At 48.7% G+C, this 21,931-nt stretch carries 17 protein-coding genes; 13 read left to right on the forward strand and 4 right to left on the reverse strand.

Features of this window, described 5'->3' with window-relative positions; translation table 11 throughout:
• Window positions 1-9: 9 nt before the first annotated feature.
• Window positions 10-813 carry a formylglycine-generating enzyme family protein gene (locus Q1A04_RS00490; protein WP_299699682.1) on the forward strand — a complete coding sequence of 268 codons (804 nt, stop codon included), beginning with the start codon at window positions 10-12 and terminating at the stop codon, window positions 811-813.
• 11 nt (window positions 814-824) lie between these two features.
• On the forward strand, window positions 825-1,484 hold the full coding sequence (locus Q1A04_RS00495; protein ID WP_299699684.1) for an SCO family protein: 660 nt from the start codon (window positions 825-827) through the stop codon (window positions 1,482-1,484).
• Window positions 1,485-1,543: 59 nt separating this feature from the next.
• On the opposite strand, the gene Q1A04_RS00500 is transcribed toward Q1A04_RS00495, so the two are convergent.
• A complete protein-coding gene (locus Q1A04_RS00500; RefSeq protein ID WP_299699686.1) occupies window positions 1,544-2,422 on the reverse strand; it encodes an SDR family oxidoreductase in 879 nt (292 codons plus the stop codon).
• 120 nt (window positions 2,423-2,542) lie between these two features.
• On the opposite strand from Q1A04_RS00500, the gene Q1A04_RS00505 reads away from it, so the two are divergent.
• Window positions 2,543-2,950 carry a nuclease A inhibitor family protein gene (locus tag Q1A04_RS00505; RefSeq protein WP_299699688.1) on the forward strand — a complete coding sequence of 136 codons (408 nt, stop codon included), beginning with the start codon at window positions 2,543-2,545 and terminating at the stop codon, window positions 2,948-2,950.
• 72 nt (window positions 2,951-3,022) lie between these two features.
• On the opposite strand, the gene Q1A04_RS00510 is transcribed toward Q1A04_RS00505, so the two are convergent.
• Together Q1A04_RS00510 and Q1A04_RS00515 are read right to left on the reverse strand one after the other, a co-directional pair.
• Window positions 3,023-3,910: a DNA/RNA non-specific endonuclease gene (locus Q1A04_RS00510; protein ID WP_299699690.1), complete on the reverse strand. Its 888-nt coding sequence runs from the start codon at window positions 3,908-3,910 to the stop codon at window positions 3,023-3,025.
• Window positions 3,911-4,115: 205 nt separating this feature from the next.
• Window positions 4,116-5,570: an NAD(P)/FAD-dependent oxidoreductase gene (locus Q1A04_RS00515; RefSeq protein WP_299699692.1), complete on the reverse strand. Its 1,455-nt coding sequence runs from the start codon at window positions 5,568-5,570 to the stop codon at window positions 4,116-4,118.
• Between the two features lie 82 nt (window positions 5,571-5,652).
• On the opposite strand from Q1A04_RS00515, the gene Q1A04_RS00520 reads away from it, so the two are divergent.
• From Q1A04_RS00520 to Q1A04_RS00530, 3 genes are all read left to right on the forward strand, one after another.
• Entirely contained in the window at window positions 5,653-6,480 is an 828-nt protein-coding gene (locus Q1A04_RS00520; RefSeq protein ID WP_299699694.1) for an SDR family oxidoreductase, read from the forward strand.
• A gap of 107 nt (window positions 6,481-6,587) precedes the next feature.
• Window positions 6,588-7,817: an NAD(P)/FAD-dependent oxidoreductase gene (locus Q1A04_RS00525; protein WP_299699696.1), complete on the forward strand. Its 1,230-nt coding sequence runs from the start codon at window positions 6,588-6,590 to the stop codon at window positions 7,815-7,817.
• 79 nt (window positions 7,818-7,896) lie between these two features.
• Window positions 7,897-8,340 carry a PA2169 family four-helix-bundle protein gene (locus Q1A04_RS00530; RefSeq protein ID WP_299699698.1) on the forward strand — a complete coding sequence of 148 codons (444 nt, stop codon included), beginning with the start codon at window positions 7,897-7,899 and terminating at the stop codon, window positions 8,338-8,340.
• 340 nt (window positions 8,341-8,680) lie between these two features.
• On the opposite strand, the gene Q1A04_RS00535 is transcribed toward Q1A04_RS00530, so the two are convergent.
• Window positions 8,681-10,534 carry a DEAD/DEAH box helicase gene (locus Q1A04_RS00535; protein WP_299699700.1) on the reverse strand — a complete coding sequence of 618 codons (1,854 nt, stop codon included), beginning with the start codon at window positions 10,532-10,534 and terminating at the stop codon, window positions 8,681-8,683.
• Window positions 10,535-11,203: 669 nt separating this feature from the next.
• Between Q1A04_RS00535 and Q1A04_RS00540 the strand changes: the two genes are divergently transcribed.
• The 7 genes from Q1A04_RS00540 (at window position 11,204) to Q1A04_RS00570 (ending at window position 21,896) form a co-directional block, all read left to right on the forward strand.
• Window positions 11,204-11,740 carry a hypothetical protein gene (locus Q1A04_RS00540; RefSeq protein ID WP_299699702.1) on the forward strand — a complete coding sequence of 179 codons (537 nt, stop codon included), beginning with the start codon at window positions 11,204-11,206 and terminating at the stop codon, window positions 11,738-11,740.
• 177 nt (window positions 11,741-11,917) lie between these two features.
• Entirely contained in the window at window positions 11,918-15,316 is a 3,399-nt protein-coding gene (locus tag Q1A04_RS00545; RefSeq protein WP_299699704.1) for an exodeoxyribonuclease V subunit beta, read from the forward strand.
• A gap of 87 nt (window positions 15,317-15,403) precedes the next feature.
• The gene (locus tag Q1A04_RS00550; protein ID WP_299699706.1) at window positions 15,404-15,958 is read left to right on the forward strand and encodes a DUF4287 domain-containing protein; all 555 of its coding nucleotides are present in this window, start codon (window positions 15,404-15,406) and stop codon (window positions 15,956-15,958) included.
• Between the two features lie 94 nt (window positions 15,959-16,052).
• On the forward strand, window positions 16,053-16,475 hold the full coding sequence (locus Q1A04_RS00555; RefSeq protein ID WP_299699709.1) for a VOC family protein: 423 nt from the start codon (window positions 16,053-16,055) through the stop codon (window positions 16,473-16,475).
• Window positions 16,476-16,530: 55 nt separating this feature from the next.
• Entirely contained in the window at window positions 16,531-19,431 is a 2,901-nt protein-coding gene (locus Q1A04_RS00560) for a PD-(D/E)XK nuclease family protein (protein WP_299699712.1), read from the forward strand.
• A gap of 142 nt (window positions 19,432-19,573) precedes the next feature.
• Window positions 19,574-20,689: an N-acetylmuramoyl-L-alanine amidase gene (locus tag Q1A04_RS00565; protein WP_299699715.1), complete on the forward strand. Its 1,116-nt coding sequence runs from the start codon at window positions 19,574-19,576 to the stop codon at window positions 20,687-20,689.
• Between the two features lie 610 nt (window positions 20,690-21,299).
• On the forward strand, window positions 21,300-21,896 hold the full coding sequence (locus tag Q1A04_RS00570; RefSeq protein WP_299699718.1) for a hypothetical protein: 597 nt from the start codon (window positions 21,300-21,302) through the stop codon (window positions 21,894-21,896).
• Window positions 21,897-21,931: the final 35 nt, after the last annotated feature.

Genomic DNA, 21,931 nt, shown 5'->3' on the forward strand with positions numbered 1-21,931 from the left:
TTTTCAATCATGCGACGACTTCTGACAGTCTTGCTGATGCTCGGAGCCTGCAGTTTAGTACAAGCACAAAAGGGCACTCCTGCCGACATGGTTCATGTCAAGGGAGGCACTTTTGTGCCGCTTTACGGCAGCAACAACCAAGCGATATCGGTGCAAGGGTTTATCATGGATAAATATCCGGTGACTAATGCACAGTATGAGGCTTTTGTAGCCGAGAACCCGAAGTGGAAGAAGTCGGAGGTGAAACAGCTTTTCGCGGACGCCGGATACCTCAAACACTGGGCTACCGATATGGGAGTGGGTTCTAACGCGGACAAACTCAAAGACAGCCCGGTGATCAACGTGTCATGGTTTGCCGCCAAGGCCTACTGCGAATGCCAGGGCAAACGACTGCCCACTGTGAATGAGTGGGAATTTGCGGCGCTGGCAAGTGAGACAAAAAAGGACGCCTCCAGCGAACCGAGTTTCTACCAGCGCAGCCTCGACTGGTACAGCCAGCCTAACCCGAAGTACCTGCCGCCTGTGCAGAACGCCTTTAAAAACTACTACGGCCTTTACGGCATGATCGGACTGGTTTGGGAATGGACCTCTGACTTCAATTCGGCCCTGATCATAGGCGAGTCCAGACAAAACGCCAGCTTGGACAGACAGCTGTTCTGCGGAGCCGGCTCTAGCGGAGCGAGTGATGTGAAAAACTATGTGGCCTTTATGCGCTACGCCTTCCGCTCCAGCCTGAAAGCCAACTACACAGTGGCAAATCTGGGCTTCAGATGCGTACAGGACGTGCCTGTGAAGTCAACTGCCAAACTTTAATTTAACTAATCATGAAACGCTATACCTTATATTTTCTCGCTCTCGCTGCTACAGTTTTCAGTAGTTGCCAACAGGATGTGGCACAGGAGGAAGACAGCTGCTGCGCAAAACCGGTGGCCGCTGACCAGTTGCCTGCTGGTACGGGCACCTTGGCTATACCTACCGGGGCCATGACCGATATGTCGCTCTACAACCTAGAATCCGACTGGCAGAACCAGCGTGGTGAAGCGGTAAAGTTGCAGGACTTACAAGGCAAGGTACAGTTGGTGGCCATGATCTATACCCACTGCAGTTATGCCTGTCCGCGTATTGTGGCAGACCTGAAGCGTATCGAAAGCTGTTTAAAGGAATTTAAACGGGATGACATTGGCATCGTGCTCGTGACGATGGACCCTGCCCGCGATACGCCAGAACGGCTAAACGCTTTTGCCACCTCTAACAGCCTAGACGCAAAACGCTGGGTACTGCTAACAAGCGAACAGGACAACATCCGGGAGCTTGCCGCGCTACTTAATATGAAATATAAAACAGAGCTTGACGGAGAGATCTCCCACTCTAACATCATCTCTGTGTTGAACGCCCAAGGTGAGATCATTCACCAAGCAGAGGGGCTGGGTGTGGAACCAGATGAAACAGTAAATGCGATTAAAGGCTTATTGCAGAAGATTTAAATAGTTTTGGCTGAATGTAAACCGGGGGTTAGCCTGCATAGGTATAGCCCCCGGTTTTTTTATTGTTGTCCTTTTCCGCGCATCTGCTTTTCCATAGCGTCCCACATCTCCTGCGGAATCTGGTCAAAGGCATTGAACTCACCGGCCCCATAAAGCCATTCGCCTCCATCAATTGTCACCACCTCTCCGTTCACAAATCCGGCATAGTCAGATACCAGATAAGCGGCCAAGTTAGCCAGTTCCTGATGCTCGCCGAAACGGCCTACAGGTATACGTTTTACAGGGTCCAGTTTGTCAGCCAGTTGCTTCGGGAAAAGTCTGGTCCAAGCGCCTTCGGTTGGGAATGGTCCGGGAGCGATGGCGTTGGAACGGATTCCGTACTTGGCCCACTCCGATGCCAGCGAGCGAGTCATGGCGAGCACACCCGCTTTAGCACAGGCTGATGGCACCACATAGCCAGAGCCCGTCCATGCGTAGGTGGTTACGATGTTGAGGATGTTCGCCTCCTGTTTTTGCTCGATCCAGTGTTTGCCCAGCGCCAGCGTACAGTTGTAGCTGCCTTTTAACACAATGTCGGTGATCACATCGAAAGCCTTGTGGCTCAGGCGCTCGGTTGGGCTCACGAAGTTTCCGGCCGCATTGTTGACCAGCACATCCACCCTGCCGAACTTATCGAGCGTGGCCTGAAGCATGGCCTCTATTTCGTTGTACTTTCGAACGTCGCAGGCTACGGCCAGCACCTGTCCGCCGGTTTCCTGCATCAGTTCTTCGGCTGCTTTGTCGAGCACCTCCTGCTTGCGGCTACAGATCACGGCATTGGCACCGAGTTCCAGAAAATATTTTACCATAGAGCGGCCAAGGCCTGTACCACCACCGGTTACAATGATCGTTTTGCCTTTCAGAGCGCCTTCTTTTAACATGGGTTCTGCCTTCATCATCTTATTTTGTTTGTTTTTAAAACCTAACGTATAATTGTTTGAGCTGACTAAGCTAAATATAAGAACCTAGACCGACAATTAGAGTAAAAGAAGCATTCTTTTGCAGAAGCATTTAAAACTATGGATCTAAAACAAATTGAAACCGAACTGAAAGAGGCATCAGACGGCCTGCTCATGATGAGCGAAACGGACGCTCCCTTTGAATTTTACCATGCCGAAGATCTTACGGCAGATGATGAACTGGATGAAGAGACAGTTTTGGGGTTAGCCGCTATGCCTGCGGAATACCCCATGGAGGAGGTCGATCTGGAATACTTCTTGCGAAACATGACTCATGCCCGCCCAGAAACCGGAGATGAGGGAATGCAGTTAGCAAAACGCTTTGAGAACCTTCAGAAAAAGCTACGGGAACTCTTACAAGACGTGAAGGTATACCGCGTCGGCGAAACACAGAAACTAGTGTTGATTCTTGGTCGCACTCCTAACGGAGAAATCGCCGGCCTTAAGACCATGGTAGTTGAAACCTGATGAAAACAAAAATCCCCGACTAACCTAGCCGGGGATTTTTGTTTTAGAATTAACCTTTCAAAAAGCTATTCCTTAAGAAGTAGGTCCGTTGTCTACACGGGCCTCTATCACACTTTGTACTGACGCCGCTACATTAGATAGAATGTTATAGCCGGTTTTTGCTTCGATGGCGTCAACTGTAGTTCTGTAGGTTCCCCAGCTGGTGCTAATGCTATTGGAGTTTGGTGTGTCGATGGCGATAACGCGTGTGCTGGACGTCACGCGGCTAACGTCACTCGTGCCCACAGGCAGAACCACGATCACTTTCCAGATACGGTTCGGTACGGTCACTTTCCCGCTAGCGAGTGTCTCTTTGTACCCGTTGCTACCGGTGCCGCCCTTGCCATACTGCCCCATGATAATGTAGAGCTCATTGCCTTGGCTAACCAGCTTGCGACAGTAATTCTCGAGGTTTCCCCAAGTCTGCTGGTTGTTCGTAGGCGCCTGCGGGATCATGTTAGACATCAGGAAGGTAGCAGAGTTATCCGTAACGGTGAGGGTGCGGTCAGCGGATGGCGCATTGTGCCCACGGTCAAAACCGCTGCCTGTGTAGTCGGATGGCTGCACTCTGTAGAAGGCGCTTGGAAGGGAGTTATCGGCCCTAAAGTCATCCTGACGCGGTGTGCTGCCGAGCCAAGCGCTACTCAAATGCCAGCTCACCCAGTTCGGCGTGCCACGGTAAGTGTTGTAGGACATCGAGAACTGGGCCTTGTCGATGAGGTAATTGGAATAGCTGGTATTCGCACCGCTTGGGTTGCCCATGGCCCTGTTGCCATCCTTTGTTGCGGTGGCATTGGCAATACTGGTAATAGTGCCTAAATTCTGTTCATCAGCAGGCGCAAGCACCTCCTCTTTTGAACAGGACACGAGCATCCATCCTACCAAGGACAGATACATCATTCGCTGTAATTGTTTAAACATAGTATAAGGATTGATTTGATTGATGCGGCAAAGATGCTATACCGATTTCATTCAAACATTATCGAATGATTATATTTTCATAACAAAATAAACAATCTTTAAACCACTATGCGCCAACCTGTTAAAATTACATTAAAAGCGTCTAAACAATTAAGCTGATAGCCATTTTGGAAGTGAAAAAGAGCTTATTACGTGGCTGTGAAATTTAAAAATGGTCCAGTATCAGTTTGTTCGCCGCGATGATGCCGCTTAGGCAGACACCCACAATCCCTTGTCCCGGGTAAACTGAGTCACCGCAGGTATATGCCCCTTTGTGATCGAGCCGCGCATCTTTCATTTGCCAAGGTTTAATGCTCCTGTACTGCGGATAGCCCCCAACCATACCGTAGGCCCGCTGTGTCCAGAAGGTCCAAGCACCGGGAGTGGCAGAGTCACGGTACAGAATATCCTCGCGGCACACCAAACCCCTCTTTTCCATGCAGGTTATAATGGCTTCCTCAATTTCTCTTTTGTGCTCTATCCGATTTACAGACGGGTTAGGCACGTGGGTACTGATGGCCGCCACCGTCTCACCCTGCGGTCCTCTATATCTGTCGTTCGGGTGACTGAAACTCACAAAAAAACTATTGCTATGGATGTGGGGTAAACCTTCCGGCACATGCACTTGCTGGTGCAGCGCCTCCACGGCAGGCCTGTGGCGAAGAACCAGTGCCATGGTGAAAGCACCGTTAAGTTTCTCGGAGGGCAACAGGTAGGGTTGAAGCTTTGCCTTTACCTTTTCGACTTGAAAGAGTTCGGAGGTATTGTTGAGGGGTATACCACTGATCACAAAACGGGAGGAATAAGTTCCGGCAAGGCAGCGGACTTCGTATCCCTCTGTTTGCGGTGTGATAGCTTGTACCTCGCGCCGGTATAAGACATCTCCTTCTCTGCTTTTAATGTAATCTTCTAAAGCACGGGCCATTTGAATCATACCGCCCGGCACATAGTAATTCCCGAACAAGGTATAGCAAAGAGCCGTCGCGCCGAATAGTTCATTTACCTCACCCAAGTGATTCTGAGCCGTAATCAGCAGCTGTTCATTCACAAAATCAACAAAGGGTTTGTTGTCGAGCAAGTCATACCTTCGCATCAAATCCTCCATCGTACGAAAGGCTCCCGGAAGCAGGCGCAGCTGATGCAGTCGCACCTGTAGCATAGCCTGCCAGAGGTCTTTTATACTCGAAAAAGGAAAGAACTTTTGTTCCAGCGACGTGCGCCAGACTCCTTGGCTAACACGATAGCAATGCTCCCAGAAAGCGCGCTGATTCTTTATACCAAACACGCGTTCCGCTTCTTGTATCCATTCCTCCAAATCGTTGTAGCGGGTCAACAGGCGACCATCCGGCAAATGGACCTGCATGGGGGTATCCAATTTGAGTAAGGGCAACTCTATACCTGTTTCGTCCAGCAGGTAACGTAGCGGCATGTGTTCGTCAAGTCCTACTAAGGTGGTGGCGCCCGTCTCAAACCAATAGCCTTTGCGCTTATAGGTGGAGGCGCAGCCACCCGGGTATTTGGCCTGCTCGAGCACCGCTACTTTTAAACCCCGCTTGGCCAACAGGGCTGCAGCTGTAAGCGAACCGAAACCAGAACCGATCAGAATGACGTCGAAATGCATGTATACCGTTCTATTACCCTTAACTTTGTTGCAAGCGATAACAAGTGACTCTACGGAATGTTAACACTAAAACTCCGATGTGATGCCAAATAAAGTTGATATAAGTGTAATGGGCTGCGGTTGGCTGGGTCTTCCCTTGGCGGAGAGGCTGGTGAAATCAGGCTATCAGGTAAATGGCTCGACCACTTCCGAATCCAAGCTGGACTTAATCCAACAGGCAGGTATAAAACCATTTTTGCTAAACCTTGCTGACGCAGCGATCGACACTGCTGCACTGGCGGATTTCCTGCAGGCTGATGTGCTTGTGTTGAACATTCCGCCGAAGCTCCGGGCCGATGGCGGTGAGAGTTATATGCAACAAATGCAGCTGTTACTGAAAGTGCTGCAGAACTCCCCGGTTAGCCGTGTACTTTTCGTGTCTTCTACATCCGTTTATATGGATCTCAACCGCGTGGTGACAGAAGAAGACACGGCATTTACGGATGAAAAGGATCCGAATAATGTTCTGTTGTGGGCGGAGCGCGTGTTTCAGAATAATGAGGAATGGGTATGCACCACCGTGCGCTTCGGTGGACTAGTTGGCGGCAGCAGACAGCCGGGCCGCTTCATGGCTGGAAAACACAATCTGCCCAATGGCGACGCACCCGTTAACTTGATTCATTTGGACGACTGTGTCAATATTCTTCATCGGATTATCGAACAGGAAAAATGGGGCAAGGTATACAATGCCTGTGCCGACGAGCATCCCAGTCGGCGTGATTTCTATGTAGCCGCAGCACAGGCACTCGGCTTGGAAGCACCCTCCTTTGCCGATATGGAAGAAACGCATTTTAAGCTTATTAGCAGCCAGAAGCTGAAAGACGAACTGGCTTTTGTGTTCGCTCATCCCGACCCCATGGCTTTCTTTTAGTATCTTTGTTTTTTAATGGCTAAATGGTTGAAAGGTTAAAATGCTAACGCCCTAACTTCATTTCAAATTAGAGAGTTTAGCCATTTAACAATTAAATAATTAACTACATGCAAATAGTAGTCATAGGCGGGGGTGCGGCCGGTTATTTTGGGGCGATCGCCTGTGCGCAGGCTAATCCAAAGCTGCAGGTTACGATTCTGGAAAAGACTTCTAAACTGCTCTCCAAGGTGCGGGTATCCGGCGGCGGGCGCTGCAACGTGACGCATAACTGCTTTGTGCCATCCGTATTTGCGCAGCATTACCCACGTGGCGCTAAGCAGCTCAAAGAGGCATTCAAGACTTTCGGGGCTACGGAAACGGTGGCATGGTTTGAGGAACGTGGCGTGAAACTGAAGGCGGAGCCGGATGGCCGCATGTTCCCTATTACCGACAACTCACAAACCATTATTGACTGCCTGCAACGAGAAGCGGCCCGGGTTGGTGTGCGGGTGCAAACAGGTACGACTGTGGAGCGTATTGAGGTGATTCCTGAAAACAAAGGCTATACCCTATACTTGACCGGAGGACGTCAAATGCACGCCGATCGACTACTGGTTAGCACAGGTGGCAACCCTAAAAGTCAAGGCTATGACTGGTTGCGCGACTTGGGCCACGCTATACAGGAACCAGTTCCATCCCTTTTTACCTTTAATGAGCCGGGTTCTGAGCTCAAAGAGCTGCAGGGCATTTCTGTGCCGCAAGCTCGCGTGCGCATCGCCGGACAGAAACTTGAGTACGAAGGGCCTCTGCTCATCACCCACTGGGGTTACAGCGGACCGGCTGTGCTGAAGCTTTCGGCTTGGGGCGCCCGTCTGTTTCATGGCATGAATTACCGCTTCACGGCACTCATCAGCTGGGTACACGATCAGAGTGAGGAAAGCCTGCGTGAGCAACTGCAAAGCTTCCGACAGGCCCACCCCAAAAAGGTTGTGGTTACGAATCCTTTGTTTGGACTGCCGCAACGTCTTTGGAAAGCCCTGACAGGTATAGCCGGCATTGGTGCGGATACTAAATGGGCGGAACTACCCGCCAAAAACACGAATAAACTGGTGGAGGCACTGCTGCGCATGCCGGTGGAAGTGGACGGTAAAACGACTTTTAAGGAAGAGTTTGTTACATGTGGTGGCGTGGACCTGGGTCAGGTGAACATGAAAACCATGGAGAGCCGCCTGCATCCGGGACTATACTTTGCGGGCGAGGTGCTTGATATAGACGGTATTACGGGTGGTTTCAACTTTCAGGCGGCTTGGACAACCGGTTACCTCGCCGGAAAGGCTATAGCCTCCTCCATATCCTAACATAGCCATATATCCATTTTGGTAACAAAAAGGCAAGTATTGCAGTACATCAGCATACAAAACCTAAAAAAATATCACTATGGAAATTAATAAAGAAGTTTATTCAACTGTGCACCACCTCATCGAAAGATGCAAAGATGGTGTAAAAGGCTATAAAACCGCTGCAGAAGATGTAGAGGATCAGGACCTTAAAGAACTGTTCCGCAAGTATGCCGTGCAGCGTGATAGCATGATCACAGAGCTGCAGGACCAGTTGCACAAAATGGGTAAAACGGATGATGAATCCAGCTCGATTGAAGGCACTTTGCACCGTGCTTGGATCGATATTAAAGCGGCTCTTTCCTCTAAGGACAGAAAGCGTATTCTGGAGGAGTGTGAGCGTGGCGAAGACTATGCCGTGAAAGCCTACGAAGAAGCAATGGAGAAAAACCTACCGGGTCAGTTAAAGCCAATCATTGATCAGCAGTACCGTGATGTGAAAAATGCGCACGACCACATCCGCTCGCTTCGCGACAGCGCTTGATATTCGAATTAGATAATGAAATACAGAAAGGGGCTTCGGCTCCTTTTTTTATGGCCGTAGTAATTGGGAGCGTAAAAGGGGGGATAAAAATAATAAGCCTGACATCCGTCTGATGTCAGGCTTATCTTTCTAACTGCGTAAAACAGTAGAATAATCTTCCAACCTTTTTATGATACCTTCTTTAACGGGCGGCTGAAAGCAAAGTTGCGCCAGTGGAGAAAAAAATATAAAACAAAAAGGTCGACGTTTCAAGTCGACCTTTTCTAACAAGATGAAGCTTTTTACACTTCAAGCTTTGTATATCTGTTTATACGAACCGCCCTCGGGCAGGTTCAGGCAATTAGAATCTTTTTTTGCGGAATCCGCCACGATCACCACCGCTGCTGCGACGGTCGCCGCCTCTGAAAGAGTCACGGTCGCCACGGCCACCGAAACGGCTTCCACCGCCTCCGTATCCGCCGCCTTCTTTGCGTGGACCACGGTCACGATCGCCACCGCCATAACCACCACGGTCACCACCGCCGAAGCGTTTGCCACCACGGTCGCCACCACGATCAGCACCGCGATCGCTGAAGCCGAAATCTTCTCTGCCACCACCGGCACCGCCTTCTTTCTTCTGCGATTTCTCTACGATTACCATGCGTCCTTCCACCTCAATGCGGCCCACTTTTTGCAGGATATCAGCGGTGTACTCGCTTGGTACCTCCACAAAGCTGAATTTGTCATACAAATCAATGTCGCCTACTTTAGAAGCAGGTATGTCAGCGTTCTGGCTCAATAGATCGATCAAATCCTTTGGATGCACACGGTCTTTCTTACCAATCGTGATGAACAGACGGTCGAAACCAGCCTTAGGTCCACCCAGTCCTTTTTCAGCCTCTTTACCGGCTTCTTTTGTCTTGGCTTCTTTCAAAGTCATTTTCAAAAGGGCAGCGGCAATCTCTAGGGAAGTATATTCTTCGTTTACCAAGCTCTCGATTTTGGAGATGTGCTTGGTAAGGTTACCCTTCTCCAGCACTTCACGCACTTTCTCCAAGTAGGCGCTGGTACGCAGCTCGTTTACGTCTTCGTAAGTAGGTACCTGCTGCAGCTGGATGTTTGCTTTGGTATAGCGCATGATATCCTTCAGCTTGTACATATCTGAGCGACCAGATACGAAAGAGAAAGCACGGCCAGACTTACCGGCACGTCCCGTACGACCAATACGGTGTACATAAGACTCTTCGTCCTGTGGCAGGTCGTAGTTGAATACAGCCTCTACGTTATCCACGTCCAGACCTCGGGCTGCCACGTCAGTTGCTACCAGTATCTCCAGTGTACCGTTACGGAACTTGCCCATCACGTTAGAGCGCTGGTTTTGGTTCAGGTCACCATGGAGGGCATCGGCGAAATAGCCACGTGCCTGCAGGTTAGTTACCAGTTCATCCACCATACGCTTGGTATTGCAGAAGATAATAACAGACTTCATGTTGTGCATGTCCAGAATGCGGGAAAGAACTTCCTGCTTCATAGAGTTACGCACCTCGAAGTACACCTGATCAATGTTTGTTACGGTCAGTTCCTTGTGCACCACTTTCACGATCACCGGATCGTTTTGGTAGCGCTTAGTCAGTTCCATGATCGGCTTGGACATGGTGGCCGAGAAGAAGATCGTTTGGCGCTCTTCCGGCATTTTGCTCAGCACAAACTCAATGTCTTCACGGAAACCCATGTCAAGCATTTCGTCCGCCTCATCCAGAATGATCTTTTTGATCTTGTCCAGTTTGAGGGTTCCGCGCTCAATGTGGTCCATTACACGGCCCGGCGTACCGATTACGATCTGCACACCCTGCTTAAGGGCACGTAGCTGACGGTCGTAAGCTTGGCCACCGAAAATCGGCACAATGCTGATGCCCGGCTTGTACTTAATAAGTTTCTGAATTTCGCCTGCCACCTGAATGGCCAGTTCACGCGTTGGGCACAGGATGAGCGCCTGTACGCTACGGTCGTTCTCGTCGATGCTCTCGATAGTAGGTATACCAAAAGCGGCTGTTTTACCGGTACCGGTCTGTGCCTGTCCGATAATGTCGCGTCCTTCTAATACTACTGGGATAGCTTCTGTTTGGATGGGAGATGCTTCTTCGAAGCCCATGTCAGCGATAGCTCGCTGGACTTCCGGCGAAAGCGGAAGCTCGTCAAATCTGATTTTGTTCATTCTGATAATAATAACTTTTTATACATCACTTGGAGGCAGCCTGTCCATATATCCCCTCTTATACGAAAAAGGAGAACGAAACGAAACTAAAATCAACCAGGGTATGCCAAAAAGCGGATTATCCAGTTTTACCTAAATCAGACTGATTCCAAATCGGCTGCAAAGGTACGGAAAAGAATTCACACTAACACTATAGAGGTCATATTACCGGTTTTATGCGTACCTATAAACGATTGTGTATTATTTGATTATAAAATTGTTCTAATAATTTAGCAAACGATTAGAGAATTCTTGATTTATTTTTTATTTTGCGCTAAAATATTACAAATAATTATTGAAATAAGGAACAACACTTTCATTCACCCGTAAAAAGAGCAGATTTACACTCTAAATCAAGCCTTTAACCATTATTAAAAATTTTCATTGGTTTATACAATATATTGCACGTAGTTTAGTGTAATACAGGATCTAAACCAGTAAAAATTGACACCACCCAACGAGCTGAAGCAAACTGAGTAGACTTTCTAGTAGGCTTTGATGTCACATATAGCCGAATCTGCCATTAATTAGTATCAGTATAGAAATCAGATTGCCCTGCATCCTGAATGCTGGCATTTTTATAATAAGAAATTCAATCAAAGATCTTTAACCCATTAATCCTTTCTAACTATGTTACACTTCTCCAAAATCACAGCAAAGAGCAAGGACTTTCATCTGATCGCATCTGGGGCGCTCGCTTTTAAGATTCACAACAAGATACTGAAGGATGATGATTTTATGAAAGGCGCCAAGGTGTCCCGTAATCTCCTTCAAAGTAACGCGGTTATCAAGTCCCAAGAAGGCGACCAGAAAAAGGTGTTTTTCGTGATCATCTCTGATCTTGACAAAATGAATGCAGCCCACCTGTGCAACATGATCGCAAAGGAGCGCGCCAAAGGCAGCTATGCCGTATGTCAGGTGATTCCGATGTATTATAATGAGCCATCCTTTAAAGCCTTGAAAATGCTGCGTCAGAATTTTGATGAAGTGATCGAATTGAACAAGCTTACTCTGGGTGGTGGCAAAGCACTTATAAGTACAGAACAGCAGCACTGTATTATAACGGACTATTCCATCACCATGGCTCGTATCGTGCGTAATATCAGCGTAAACGATCATGCTGTGAAAGAGAAAGAAGAAAAGAAAGGCCAAATCGTATACGCATAGGCTTAAGCACATCGTAGAAAGGCATTGAGCTCCTTCCGGTCCACCGGGGGGAGCTTTTTGTATTTTTGCCTGTACCTCAGATTTTTAAGAACCTGTCATTAATTTTTGCTCTTTCAAACTGGCATTAGCCACGACGCCGATGTATCTTTAGAATTCTGATAACACAGGACCCGAGCCATGACCCGCAACTTTAAGATCTTATCCTCCTCTGCCGGTTCAGGCAAAACCTATACCCTGACCAAGGAGTACCTCAAGCTGGCCCTGCGCACTTCCGACCCAGATTACTACCGCTCCATTCTGGCGATTACGTTCACCAACGATGCAGCCGCCGAGATGAAGGAGCGCATACTGGGTGCCCTTCGGAATTTCAACGATACCAGCCTGAGCGGACGCAGTCTTGAGAAAAGCGAGCAGTTACTGGACTATATTACAGAAGAGCTATCTGAACAATACAAGGAGGAAACGTTTGACAGGGAAATTATACGGGCTAGAGCCGGCATACTTTTTACGCAGATCCTCTATAATTATAGTGATTTCTCGGTGAGCACCATCGATAGCTTCGTCAACAAGATCGTGCAGGCCTTCACCAAAGAGCTTAACATCCCTTATAACTTTGAGGTGGACCTTGATTCGCAGACGCTGGTGACCACGGCCGCCCAACTCTTGCTCGACAAGGTGACGAACAGCAAAAACGACCTTCTGTCGGAAACACTCGAGCATTATGCCTTGGAGAAAGCCCGTGAAGGCCGCAGTTGGAATACACTGCCCGACGACCTAGCCGACTTCGCTAGAAATCTTTTAAACGAACAGGTATATGAGGCGGTAACCGACCTGAAAGAACTCACTTTAGAAGATTTTAAGTCAATTAGAAAACAGCTGAAAGAGCTGCAGGAAGGTATAACGGAAGCATTGCAACTGGAGGCCAAGGCTGCTTTAGCTGCTATTGAGAATGCTGGCCTCTCCCCTGCCGATTTCTTTCAAAGCACACGCGGCCTTTGTGGCTATTTTAATAAGTTCTCCAGAGAAGCCGACCTGAATTACGGCAACAACTACGCCCGCCAGACGGTGGAGGAAGGCAAGTGGTATGCCGGGAAAGCCAGCACGCACACCAAAAGCCAGATCGACTCGATCAGTCAATCGCTCACGGAGCATTACTATGCCATAGAGGAAACCAAGGAGAAATACGCCCAACTGTTTACCCTGATTCAGGCCGTTGTTCCACACTTATATAAAGTGTCTGTGCTGAACGAACTGGAGAAATGCCTGCAGGAAATCAAGCTGGACCGTAACACGGTGCACATTTCAGAATTCAACAAGCGCATCATCGACATTGTGCTGCATGAGCCAGTGCCTTTCATCTATGAGCGACTGGGCGAAAAGTACAACCACATCCTGATCGATGAGTTTCAGGACACCTCAGTGCTGCAGTGGAACAACCTGTTGCCGCTCGTCGACAATGCCATTGCCTCGGGGCATTTCAGTATGGTGGTGGGCGATGCCAAACAGGCCATTTACCGTTGGCGCGGCGGCGAGATGGAACAGATCCTGCACCTTTACAAGGAGGAAACGCACAAGCTGTACGAGAACCGTCGCCATGGCAACATGATCAGAGAGCGCTACGAGTCGCTGCAGAGCAACCTGTTCCCGGATGTACTGCAGGAGAATTACCGCAGCCGCACCGAGATCATTGACTTCAACAACGAACTGTTCACCTTTTTCAGCAACTCACATGCTGACTACGGTACGTTTACCTCCATCTATGACAAGGATTTTGTGCAGAAGTCACCGTTGGGTAGCAAGCAAGGTGGGCACGTGCAGATCCTGTTCACGCACCCCGACGACACCAACCTGAAGTATGACCTGAAAAGCTGCGTCCGCACAGAGGAACTCTACGACGAATATACCCATGAGGAGGAGATCAGCTACGATGAGAGCACACTGAACATGGTGCTGCAACTGGTGCAGCAAGGCCTGGTAGACGGCTATACCTTGCGGGACATGGCCATTTTGTGCCGCACCAATGCCAAGAGTAAGCTTATCGCCAATTTCCTGAAAGAGAAACAATACGAGATCATATCGCAGGACTCACTGTCGCTGCAGTTTGCCGAAGTGATCAACCTAATCATTGCCATGTTTCGGGTGTTCAATCGTCCGAATGACACGCTGGCCAAGTCGGAGGCGCTCTACCTGATTCATACCGTTACCTCCGGCATCGTCCCGAAAACAGAACAGGCACAGCAAATTGCCGCTGTCGCCAACCATGCCGACCCGCAGCTGTTCTTTGAGCATTTGCGAAGCTTAAATTTTGATGTGAAGGAGCGTGAGACGGGCAATCTGTCTATTTACGAGCTCACCGAACAGTTGATCCGCATCTTCAATTTGTTGGGGCAAAATAACGAATGCGAGTACCTCTTCCGTTTTCTGGATCTGGTGCTGGAGTACAGTCTCAAGAACAGCAACAACCTCAACAACTTTCTAGCCTACTGGGACGTGCAGAAAGAGAAGCTGAGCATCAACACGCCAAAAGACCGCAACGCCATCACGATCACAAGCATTCACAAGGCCAAAGGCCTCGCCTACCCGATCGTAATTATTCCGTTTGCCGACTGGAGCACTGAACCGCAAACCCGCGCTCTAATGTGGAGCCGTCTACCGGACGACATGGGCGTGATGCAGAAATTGAAGAGCGTCGCAGTTAACATAAGTTCTAAACTGGAGAACACGGTGCTGGCCAAACAGTACAGCACCGAGATCGAGAAGACCTTTATCGAAAACCTGAACATGCTCTACGTGGCACTCACCCGCCCCATTGACAGGCTATACCTGATCGCCAACGGCAAAGACCTGACCGACGACAAAAAGGCGAGTCGTGCGCTGGACGGCTCGGCCAAGAACGTGAGCCATTTACTCTACCGCTATCTCGTGCACAAGGAGCTGTGGCAACCGGAACAGCTGTGTTATCAGGTATACGCCGGGGCCGATACGAAACAAGGCGAGAGCGACCGAGAACTTGGCACCGTCTATACCTTGGATTTTCTGCAAACCACCGACTGGGCGCAACGGCTACAACTAAAACAGCACGCCAACAACGTGTTTGACTTTGAAACGCAGACCGTGCAGCGTACCCAAAACAAAAAGCTGCATTATGCCCTTTCCCGCATCATCACAGCCGATCAGTTGGACACCGTTCTTAGGCAGATGGTATACCAAGGCATCATCAGTGAGCGTGAAAAGCCGAATCTAAAGAAGAGTCTGGAAGAGGTGCTAAACCACCCGAAACTAAAGCATTATTTCTCAAACAAGGTGATTGTAGAGCACGAAAAAGAGCTGCTTGACGCCCGCGCTTACCTCTACAAACCGGACCGTGTGGTATTCGACTCGGGGCAAGTGGTGCTGATAGAGTTCAAGCTTCCGCCTCCCCTTCCCGAGCATCGCAACAAGCTCGACCATTATGCCGTGCGCTTCAAGCAACTGGGTCACGAAAAAGTAAAATGCCTCCTCTACTACTTCGACACAGAAGAACTGTATGAGTGGCAGTACGGCGGTAAAAGCCTGCAAATGGGATTAGCACTGTGATGCTGAAGAATGAATAATTACTCCTTCAGCATCATTAACCTTTCACTGCAATTAATCATTATTCACTAATAATTAATCATTAAAAAAATGGATCAGGCAGCACAGACGATGATCGACAACCTGCAGAAGAACACAGGTAAAAGCTTAGAAGAGTGGATAGGTATAGTAAAGGAAACGGGCCTACAGAAGCACGGCGAAATTGTCAAGTTCTTAAAATCAGACCACGGCTTTACACATGGTTTTGCCAACATGGTTGCTTTAAAGGCGAAAGGCACGGATGCGGGTTCTGCGGAAAGCCCGGAGCACTTGATCGACAAGCAATATAAAGGCAAAGAATCTCTGCAACCGCTATACCTGCAATTGGTCTCAGAACTGCAGAAGTTTGGTGAAGACGTTGAACTGGCCCCTAAAACTGCCTACGTAAGCGTTCGCAGCAAAAAACAATTCGCACTGATACAGCCATCAACCAAAACCAGACTCGATGTAGGAATAAACCTAAAAGGAAAAGAGCCGGAAGGAAAACTGGAAAAGTCTGGAAGCTTTAACGCTATGTGCTCACACAGAGTTAGGTTGGAGAATGCGGAAGACATTAACCCAGAGCTGATCAGCTGGCTGAAAGAGGCTTATGAGCAAGCAAAATAACGAGGTCAGGCAGATCGAAATCAACTTTAGGAAGAATCAATAATATAACTCATACTCCCCTTCTGATTTCAGGAGGTGCTTAGGGAAAATTACTATGGAACAACGAATTACACTGATTACACTGGGAGTGCGCAACCTGCAGCGGTCCCGCGATTTTTACCAGAACATTTTCGGCTGGCAGCCGCTGGAAAGTACCAATGAAAGCATCGTTTTCTTTCAGCTAAATGGCATTCAACTGGCGCTTTTTCCGCAAGAGTCCTTGGCTGATGATGCTGGTGTGGAAGCGGATGGCAAAGGCTTCCGGGGTTTTTCGCTGGCCTATAATGTGCGATCTGAAAAGGAAGTGGACGAGCTGGTTTCTAGTTTGGAAACTAAAGGTGCAACTGTGCTCAAACAGCCAGAAAAAGTATTTTGGGGCGGCTACAGCAGCTATATCACCGACCCGGACGATAACCTGTGGGAGATCGCCTACAATCCGTTTCTGCCCATGGATGAGAGGGGAAACGTTGGAAGTTAATTTAACCTCCTAACAATTCACTCATTCACTTAATCACTCATTCACAATTACCAAAGTGCAGACTTTCCTTGAGCTAACCGCCAAATACGTTTACGAGAAGTATAAAGAGAACATCAGCGAGCTGTGCATCATTCTGCCATCTCGCAGGGCGAGCTTTTTCTTTAAAAATGCACTGGCGCAGGCAGCACCCGAACCCATCTGGTCGCCGGAAGTGTCGGGTATGGAGGATTTTATTACAAAGTTGGCAGGCATCGATGTGCTCGAGCCAATTAATCTGCAGCTTGAGTTATACGACCTCATGCGGGAACAGGATCCGACGCTGGACTTCGACCAGTTTGTGACATGGGGCGGCACTTTACTCGACGACTTCAGCCGGATTGACCAGAACTTGGTGGACACGACCAAGCTGTTTGATTACCTGAGCGAAGCCAAGGCATTGGAGCGCTGGGACCCGAAGGATCTGGGCAAACCGATGTCCGCTACCATGAAGAAATACTTCAGCTTGTGGGACAATATTGAGAAGACTTACCATAACCTGAAAGCCCGACTGGAACATAACAAGCAGGCTTATACCGGTATGGCTTACCGCAAAGTGGCTGAGAACATAGATCGCATCGCCAAGATGCCGGGCTGTGCCCAATACTTGTTTATTGGTTTGAATGCCCTGACAAGTTCTGAGGAAAAGATCATCCGGACATTGCTAAAGCACGACAAGGCTGAAGTGCTCTTTGACTCAGATGATTTTTACATGGAGGACGGCACAGCCAATCGTGCTGGTAGCTTCTTGCGCAAGTATAAAAGCACTTGGAATATGCCCGAGTGGCGCTGGCAACAGAACATGCTACTCACACAGGAGAAAGAGATTAATGTGATCGGGGTAGCCAATGCCAGCATGCAGGGCAAACTGGCCGGTCAGTTGCTGCAGGAAATCCGGGAAAAAGACAAGCATGCGCAGGTGGCGATCGTGCTGCCTGACGAAACCTTGCTCCTGCCCGTGCTGCACTCTATACCGGATGAGGTGCCCAACTACAACGTAACCATGGGACTTAGCTTCAAGGGTACGCCGCTTTACAATCTCATCGACCTCTTGTTCGATGTGCACCTGACGGGCGTTACTCAGTTGCAGGAATCCGGCTACAAGGTATACCAGTACCACCACCTGACGGTCACCAAGCTCCTCACCCACCCGTTTATTCGACGCTACGAGTTATACCTGAATGAACAACCGGATCAGGCTAAATACCATGGCTTCGTACAGAAAGTGCTCGACCACATTGTGCAGGACAATCGAGTGCTTATCACGGCCAATGATTTGCTGAAACTGGGCGAAAACCACCCGCTTTTCGAGGTTTTGTTCCGCTCGTGGCGCGACTGTGATGATATTATAGCCTCGCTGTACAAGCTGATCGACATGCTGCACAAAATGTACAGTCACCAGCCGAACACAATCGAGACGGAGTATCTGTATATCTTCTATACCATCGTGAAGCGGCTCGACACCATTTTCGACTGCCGGGAGCAGAAGATCTCGGTGCGCAGTTTCCGGAAGTTTTTAAATGAGCTGATCGCATCACAGCGCCTGCCTTTCAGCGGGGAACCGATCTCCGATGTACAGATCATGGGTATGCTCGAAACCCGTGCGCTCGATTTTGAGAACCTGATCATTTTGTCGGTGAACGAAAACACGCTGCCCGCTCCCAAGCGGCATGAGTCGCTGATGCCTTTCGATGTGCTGAAGCAGTTCGGACTGCCTACTTATGCTGAAACCGAAGGTGCTATGGCTTATAACTTTTATAGGTTATTACAGCGTGCCAAACGAGTCAACCTGCTGTATGTGCTGCCATCGGACACCTATGGCTCGGGCGAAAAAAGCCGCTTTGTACTGCAGCTGCAACACGATCTGGCCAAGCGCAATCCGGGCATCAAACTGCGCGATCTGACCGCTACGGTAGAATTGCGCAAGACTAAGAAGTACGACGAGGACATCGTGATCGAAAAGGACGAGCAGACACTCGAGCAGCTCAGAAAAGAACTGCAGCGCGGTCTTTATCCTTCGCACTTGAACATGTACATTAACTGTTCACTGCAGTACTACTTCAGCCGGATTGCCAAGATCAGGGAGATGGACGAGGTGGAAGAACAACTCGGTGCGGATCAGTTCGGTACTATCGTTCACCAAGTGCTAGAAGATTTCTTTCGCCCGTTTGAGCAGAACGGGCTGCCGATCGAAAAGCCGCACGTGGAGCAGATGCTCAGCCAGCTGCAGCAAAAGGTGGAATTGGAGTTCAAGAAAGTGACAAGGGGCGCCACACCAGAGCGCGGCATGAACTACCTCCTCTACAAGGTGGCGGTGCAGGTGCTGGAGAAATACCTCCAAAGCTTATTAACCTCCGATGACGAGCTGCCGTTGTATGTGCTGCGCCTCGAAGACCAGCTCGAAACCACGCTGCAGGTGCAGGTTGGCGATACGCTTATACCTGTCAAAGTAGCCGGCAAGGCCGACCGCATCGACCTGAAAGGCACTGAGCTGCGCGTAATCGATTACAAAACCGGCAAGGTGGAACGCAATCAGGTGAGCATTAAACCTGACGATCTGCAACAGCACTTTATCACTTCGCCCAAGTATGACAAAGCCCGGCAGTTGTGGCTTTATGAGTACATTCTGCAGCGCAATTTGCAACAAGCCCCGGATGTTTTGCTGCGCAACGCCCGCCATATGGATCCAGCACGCATTGTGGCGAAGTCCGGCATTCTGTCATTCCGGAATCTCGATGCCGGCGTACTCACAGCCGATTTTCCTTTTGAGCAGGCAAGCGGTAAAGACTTTATCAGTTCTTCCGAAGAATTTATTTCAAAGTTTGTAAATGAATTGCTAGACCCTAACGAGCTGATCCGCAAAACAAAAGACTTGGAGGTTTGCCAGTATTGCCCTTACAGGGGCATTTGTGCACGATAATTTAGCCGAACATCAGCATAATAAGGTTCGTAAGACGTTAAGAATTAAATTACCTGTATATAGGTTCGTTGCCATTCTGAACGGATTCTGTAAGAAGCCTTTTATACGTCACACATTTTTAGTAATATCGGATTCGTAACATATGCCGGTAAACCAGAATACATTGCGTACCTCTATTGTCACCCTCCTTCTTGTATTTTCTTCTCTAGCTGTATTCGGACAGAGCGCCAACCTACAGGTGGTGGCCATGCCCGGCGATGGCATCTATACCTTGCTGCGCAGGCATGGGCTTAACCCCTCTGAGCACCTGAGTAAATTTATTGAGATCAACAGAGAGCGCTTCGGCAAAGACAATGGTTTGATCGCCGGTAAAGAATATACCCTGCCGGAGCTTGGCGCTCCGGAAGCAGCAGCTGCCGGTACAACGGCTGTGGACATGACAGGTATAAATGCCGCCACAGCTTCCGGGCCTAATGTGAGCGAAGCTCCTGAGACTAGCTCGGCACCAGTAGCAAGTTCTAAGCGCGTGCTTGAAATGCCGTTGTTCGGAGACAAATATGCCCGTGTGGAAGTAAAAGACCAGAAGTTGGAAGGCGCAGTTTATTATCTCCTGTCAGGCCACGGCGGCCCCGACCCTGGTGCCGTTGGTAAGTATGGCAAGCATGAGGTGGCTGAGGACGAGTATGCCTATGATGTAACGATTCGACTGGCCCGCGTACTCATGGAGCATGGCGCCACTGTATACATGGTCATTCAGGATACGGATGACGGTATACGCGATGAAGGCGTCTTGAAAATGGACCGGGACGAAGTGGGGTATGGCGGACGCGTTATTCCGCTTAACCAGAGTGCCAGATTGCGACAGCGTACCGCAATCGTGAACAGTCTATACCCAAAGCACAAGGGAGCGTACCAACGCATGCTCGCCATTCATGTTGATAGCCGCAGTGAAAGCCAGAACATTGACGTGTTCTTTTACCATCACGAAAACAGTAAAGACGGTGAGCAGCTCGCCAAAAACATTCATCAGACCTTTACCTCTAAGTACAAGCGCTACCAGCCCAATCGTGACTACTCTGGCAACGTAACGCAGCGCAGTAGCCTCTATGTGATCAAATATAGCCACCCGCCCACGGTGTTTATTGAGCTTGGAAATATCCGTAACGTCAAAGATCAGCGGCGTTTTGTTATTCCGGACAACCGTCAAGCCTTGGCAAACTGGATTTATGAGGGCTTGCTCTCTGATTATAAGAATTAGGAAACAGAAAGGACAGGCAGAGTCAAGTTACACTTACTGGCAAACTTATAAGACTCCCGACGAAAATAAAACCGCTCCTTCTTAGAGTCTGGATTCAGAAGTCTATTTGGTATCATAATGCGCAGTTGCCTGATTCTGCTCAGTATTTTTTTTCTAATTGTTTAGTCTTTGTTTTTATAGCACTCGTCATACTTTTTTGGCCGCATAAACAAGTATTTTAAAAGATCGTATCATTTATTAGGACCTAAGCCTCCTTGAACTGATAAAGCCGGACACACGATTTTACACCCTGCTGGCGGAGCATTGAAACTTTGGTAATGCCACCACATTAATAGCAGCCATAGCGGTTACCAGTCGTTTCCTTCTTCCCACCCTTCCTTTCCGTCTATTAATCCTCTTATAGTTGTTCGTGCAATGCTGATATTAAGTACAATTTGACAAGTTGTATAAGTGTCTAAACAATGGAAATTTAAAAAGCAAAGTGCTTTAAAACAGGGCTCTATTTATAAGAATAAAACTAACACAACACTCTTTCGTTAGTTATAGTATAAATAACAGTATTAAAATCGTTCAATTTTAATTATTAACTAACCACTAGAGGACTACTACTATGAAAAGAATTTATTTACTATCAGCTCTGCTAATTTTTTTGTCAACCGCTGTTTTTGCGCAGGATGTTGAAGATCTTCCCCGGCCTCAAACATCAGCACCGGTAGCCAATGATGCCATACAGCAGGGAAACTGGATTGTGGGTGCCAGCGTTGCCAATGTCGGTCATAACTTCAAATCCGAAACATTCAGTCTGGATTTAACCCCAAGGGCAGGATATTTTATAAGCGATAATGCTGTTGTTGGTGCTCAGACACAACTCGGCCTATCCATCTACAGTGGCGGGGAGTCATTCCGATATGGTATCACTCCATTTGTTCGTTATTACTTTCCTGAAGGTGCTTCAAATACCGGCAGGTTCTTCGGTGAAGCCGTAGTAGGTATTGCAGGTAGCTCTGACGAGGACAGCGAAGGCGACTCTGTATTTTCTCGGGTATATGGTATAAGTGGTGGCTATGCGTACTTTATAGCAAGAAACGTAGCATTGGAGGGTATGCTTAACCTGATCCGCAGTAATGCCAATGTAGACTTTGGAGGATCGTCTACTGGTCTTTCTATTAGTCTAGGCTTACAGATCTATTTGCCAGCAGGCAATTAAGTCGCTATAATTTAAAATTCAAAGCCCGCTCCAGT

It is taken from the genome of uncultured Pontibacter sp., assembly GCF_947499215.1.
GTDB lineage: Bacteria > Bacteroidota > Bacteroidia > Cytophagales > Hymenobacteraceae > Pontibacter.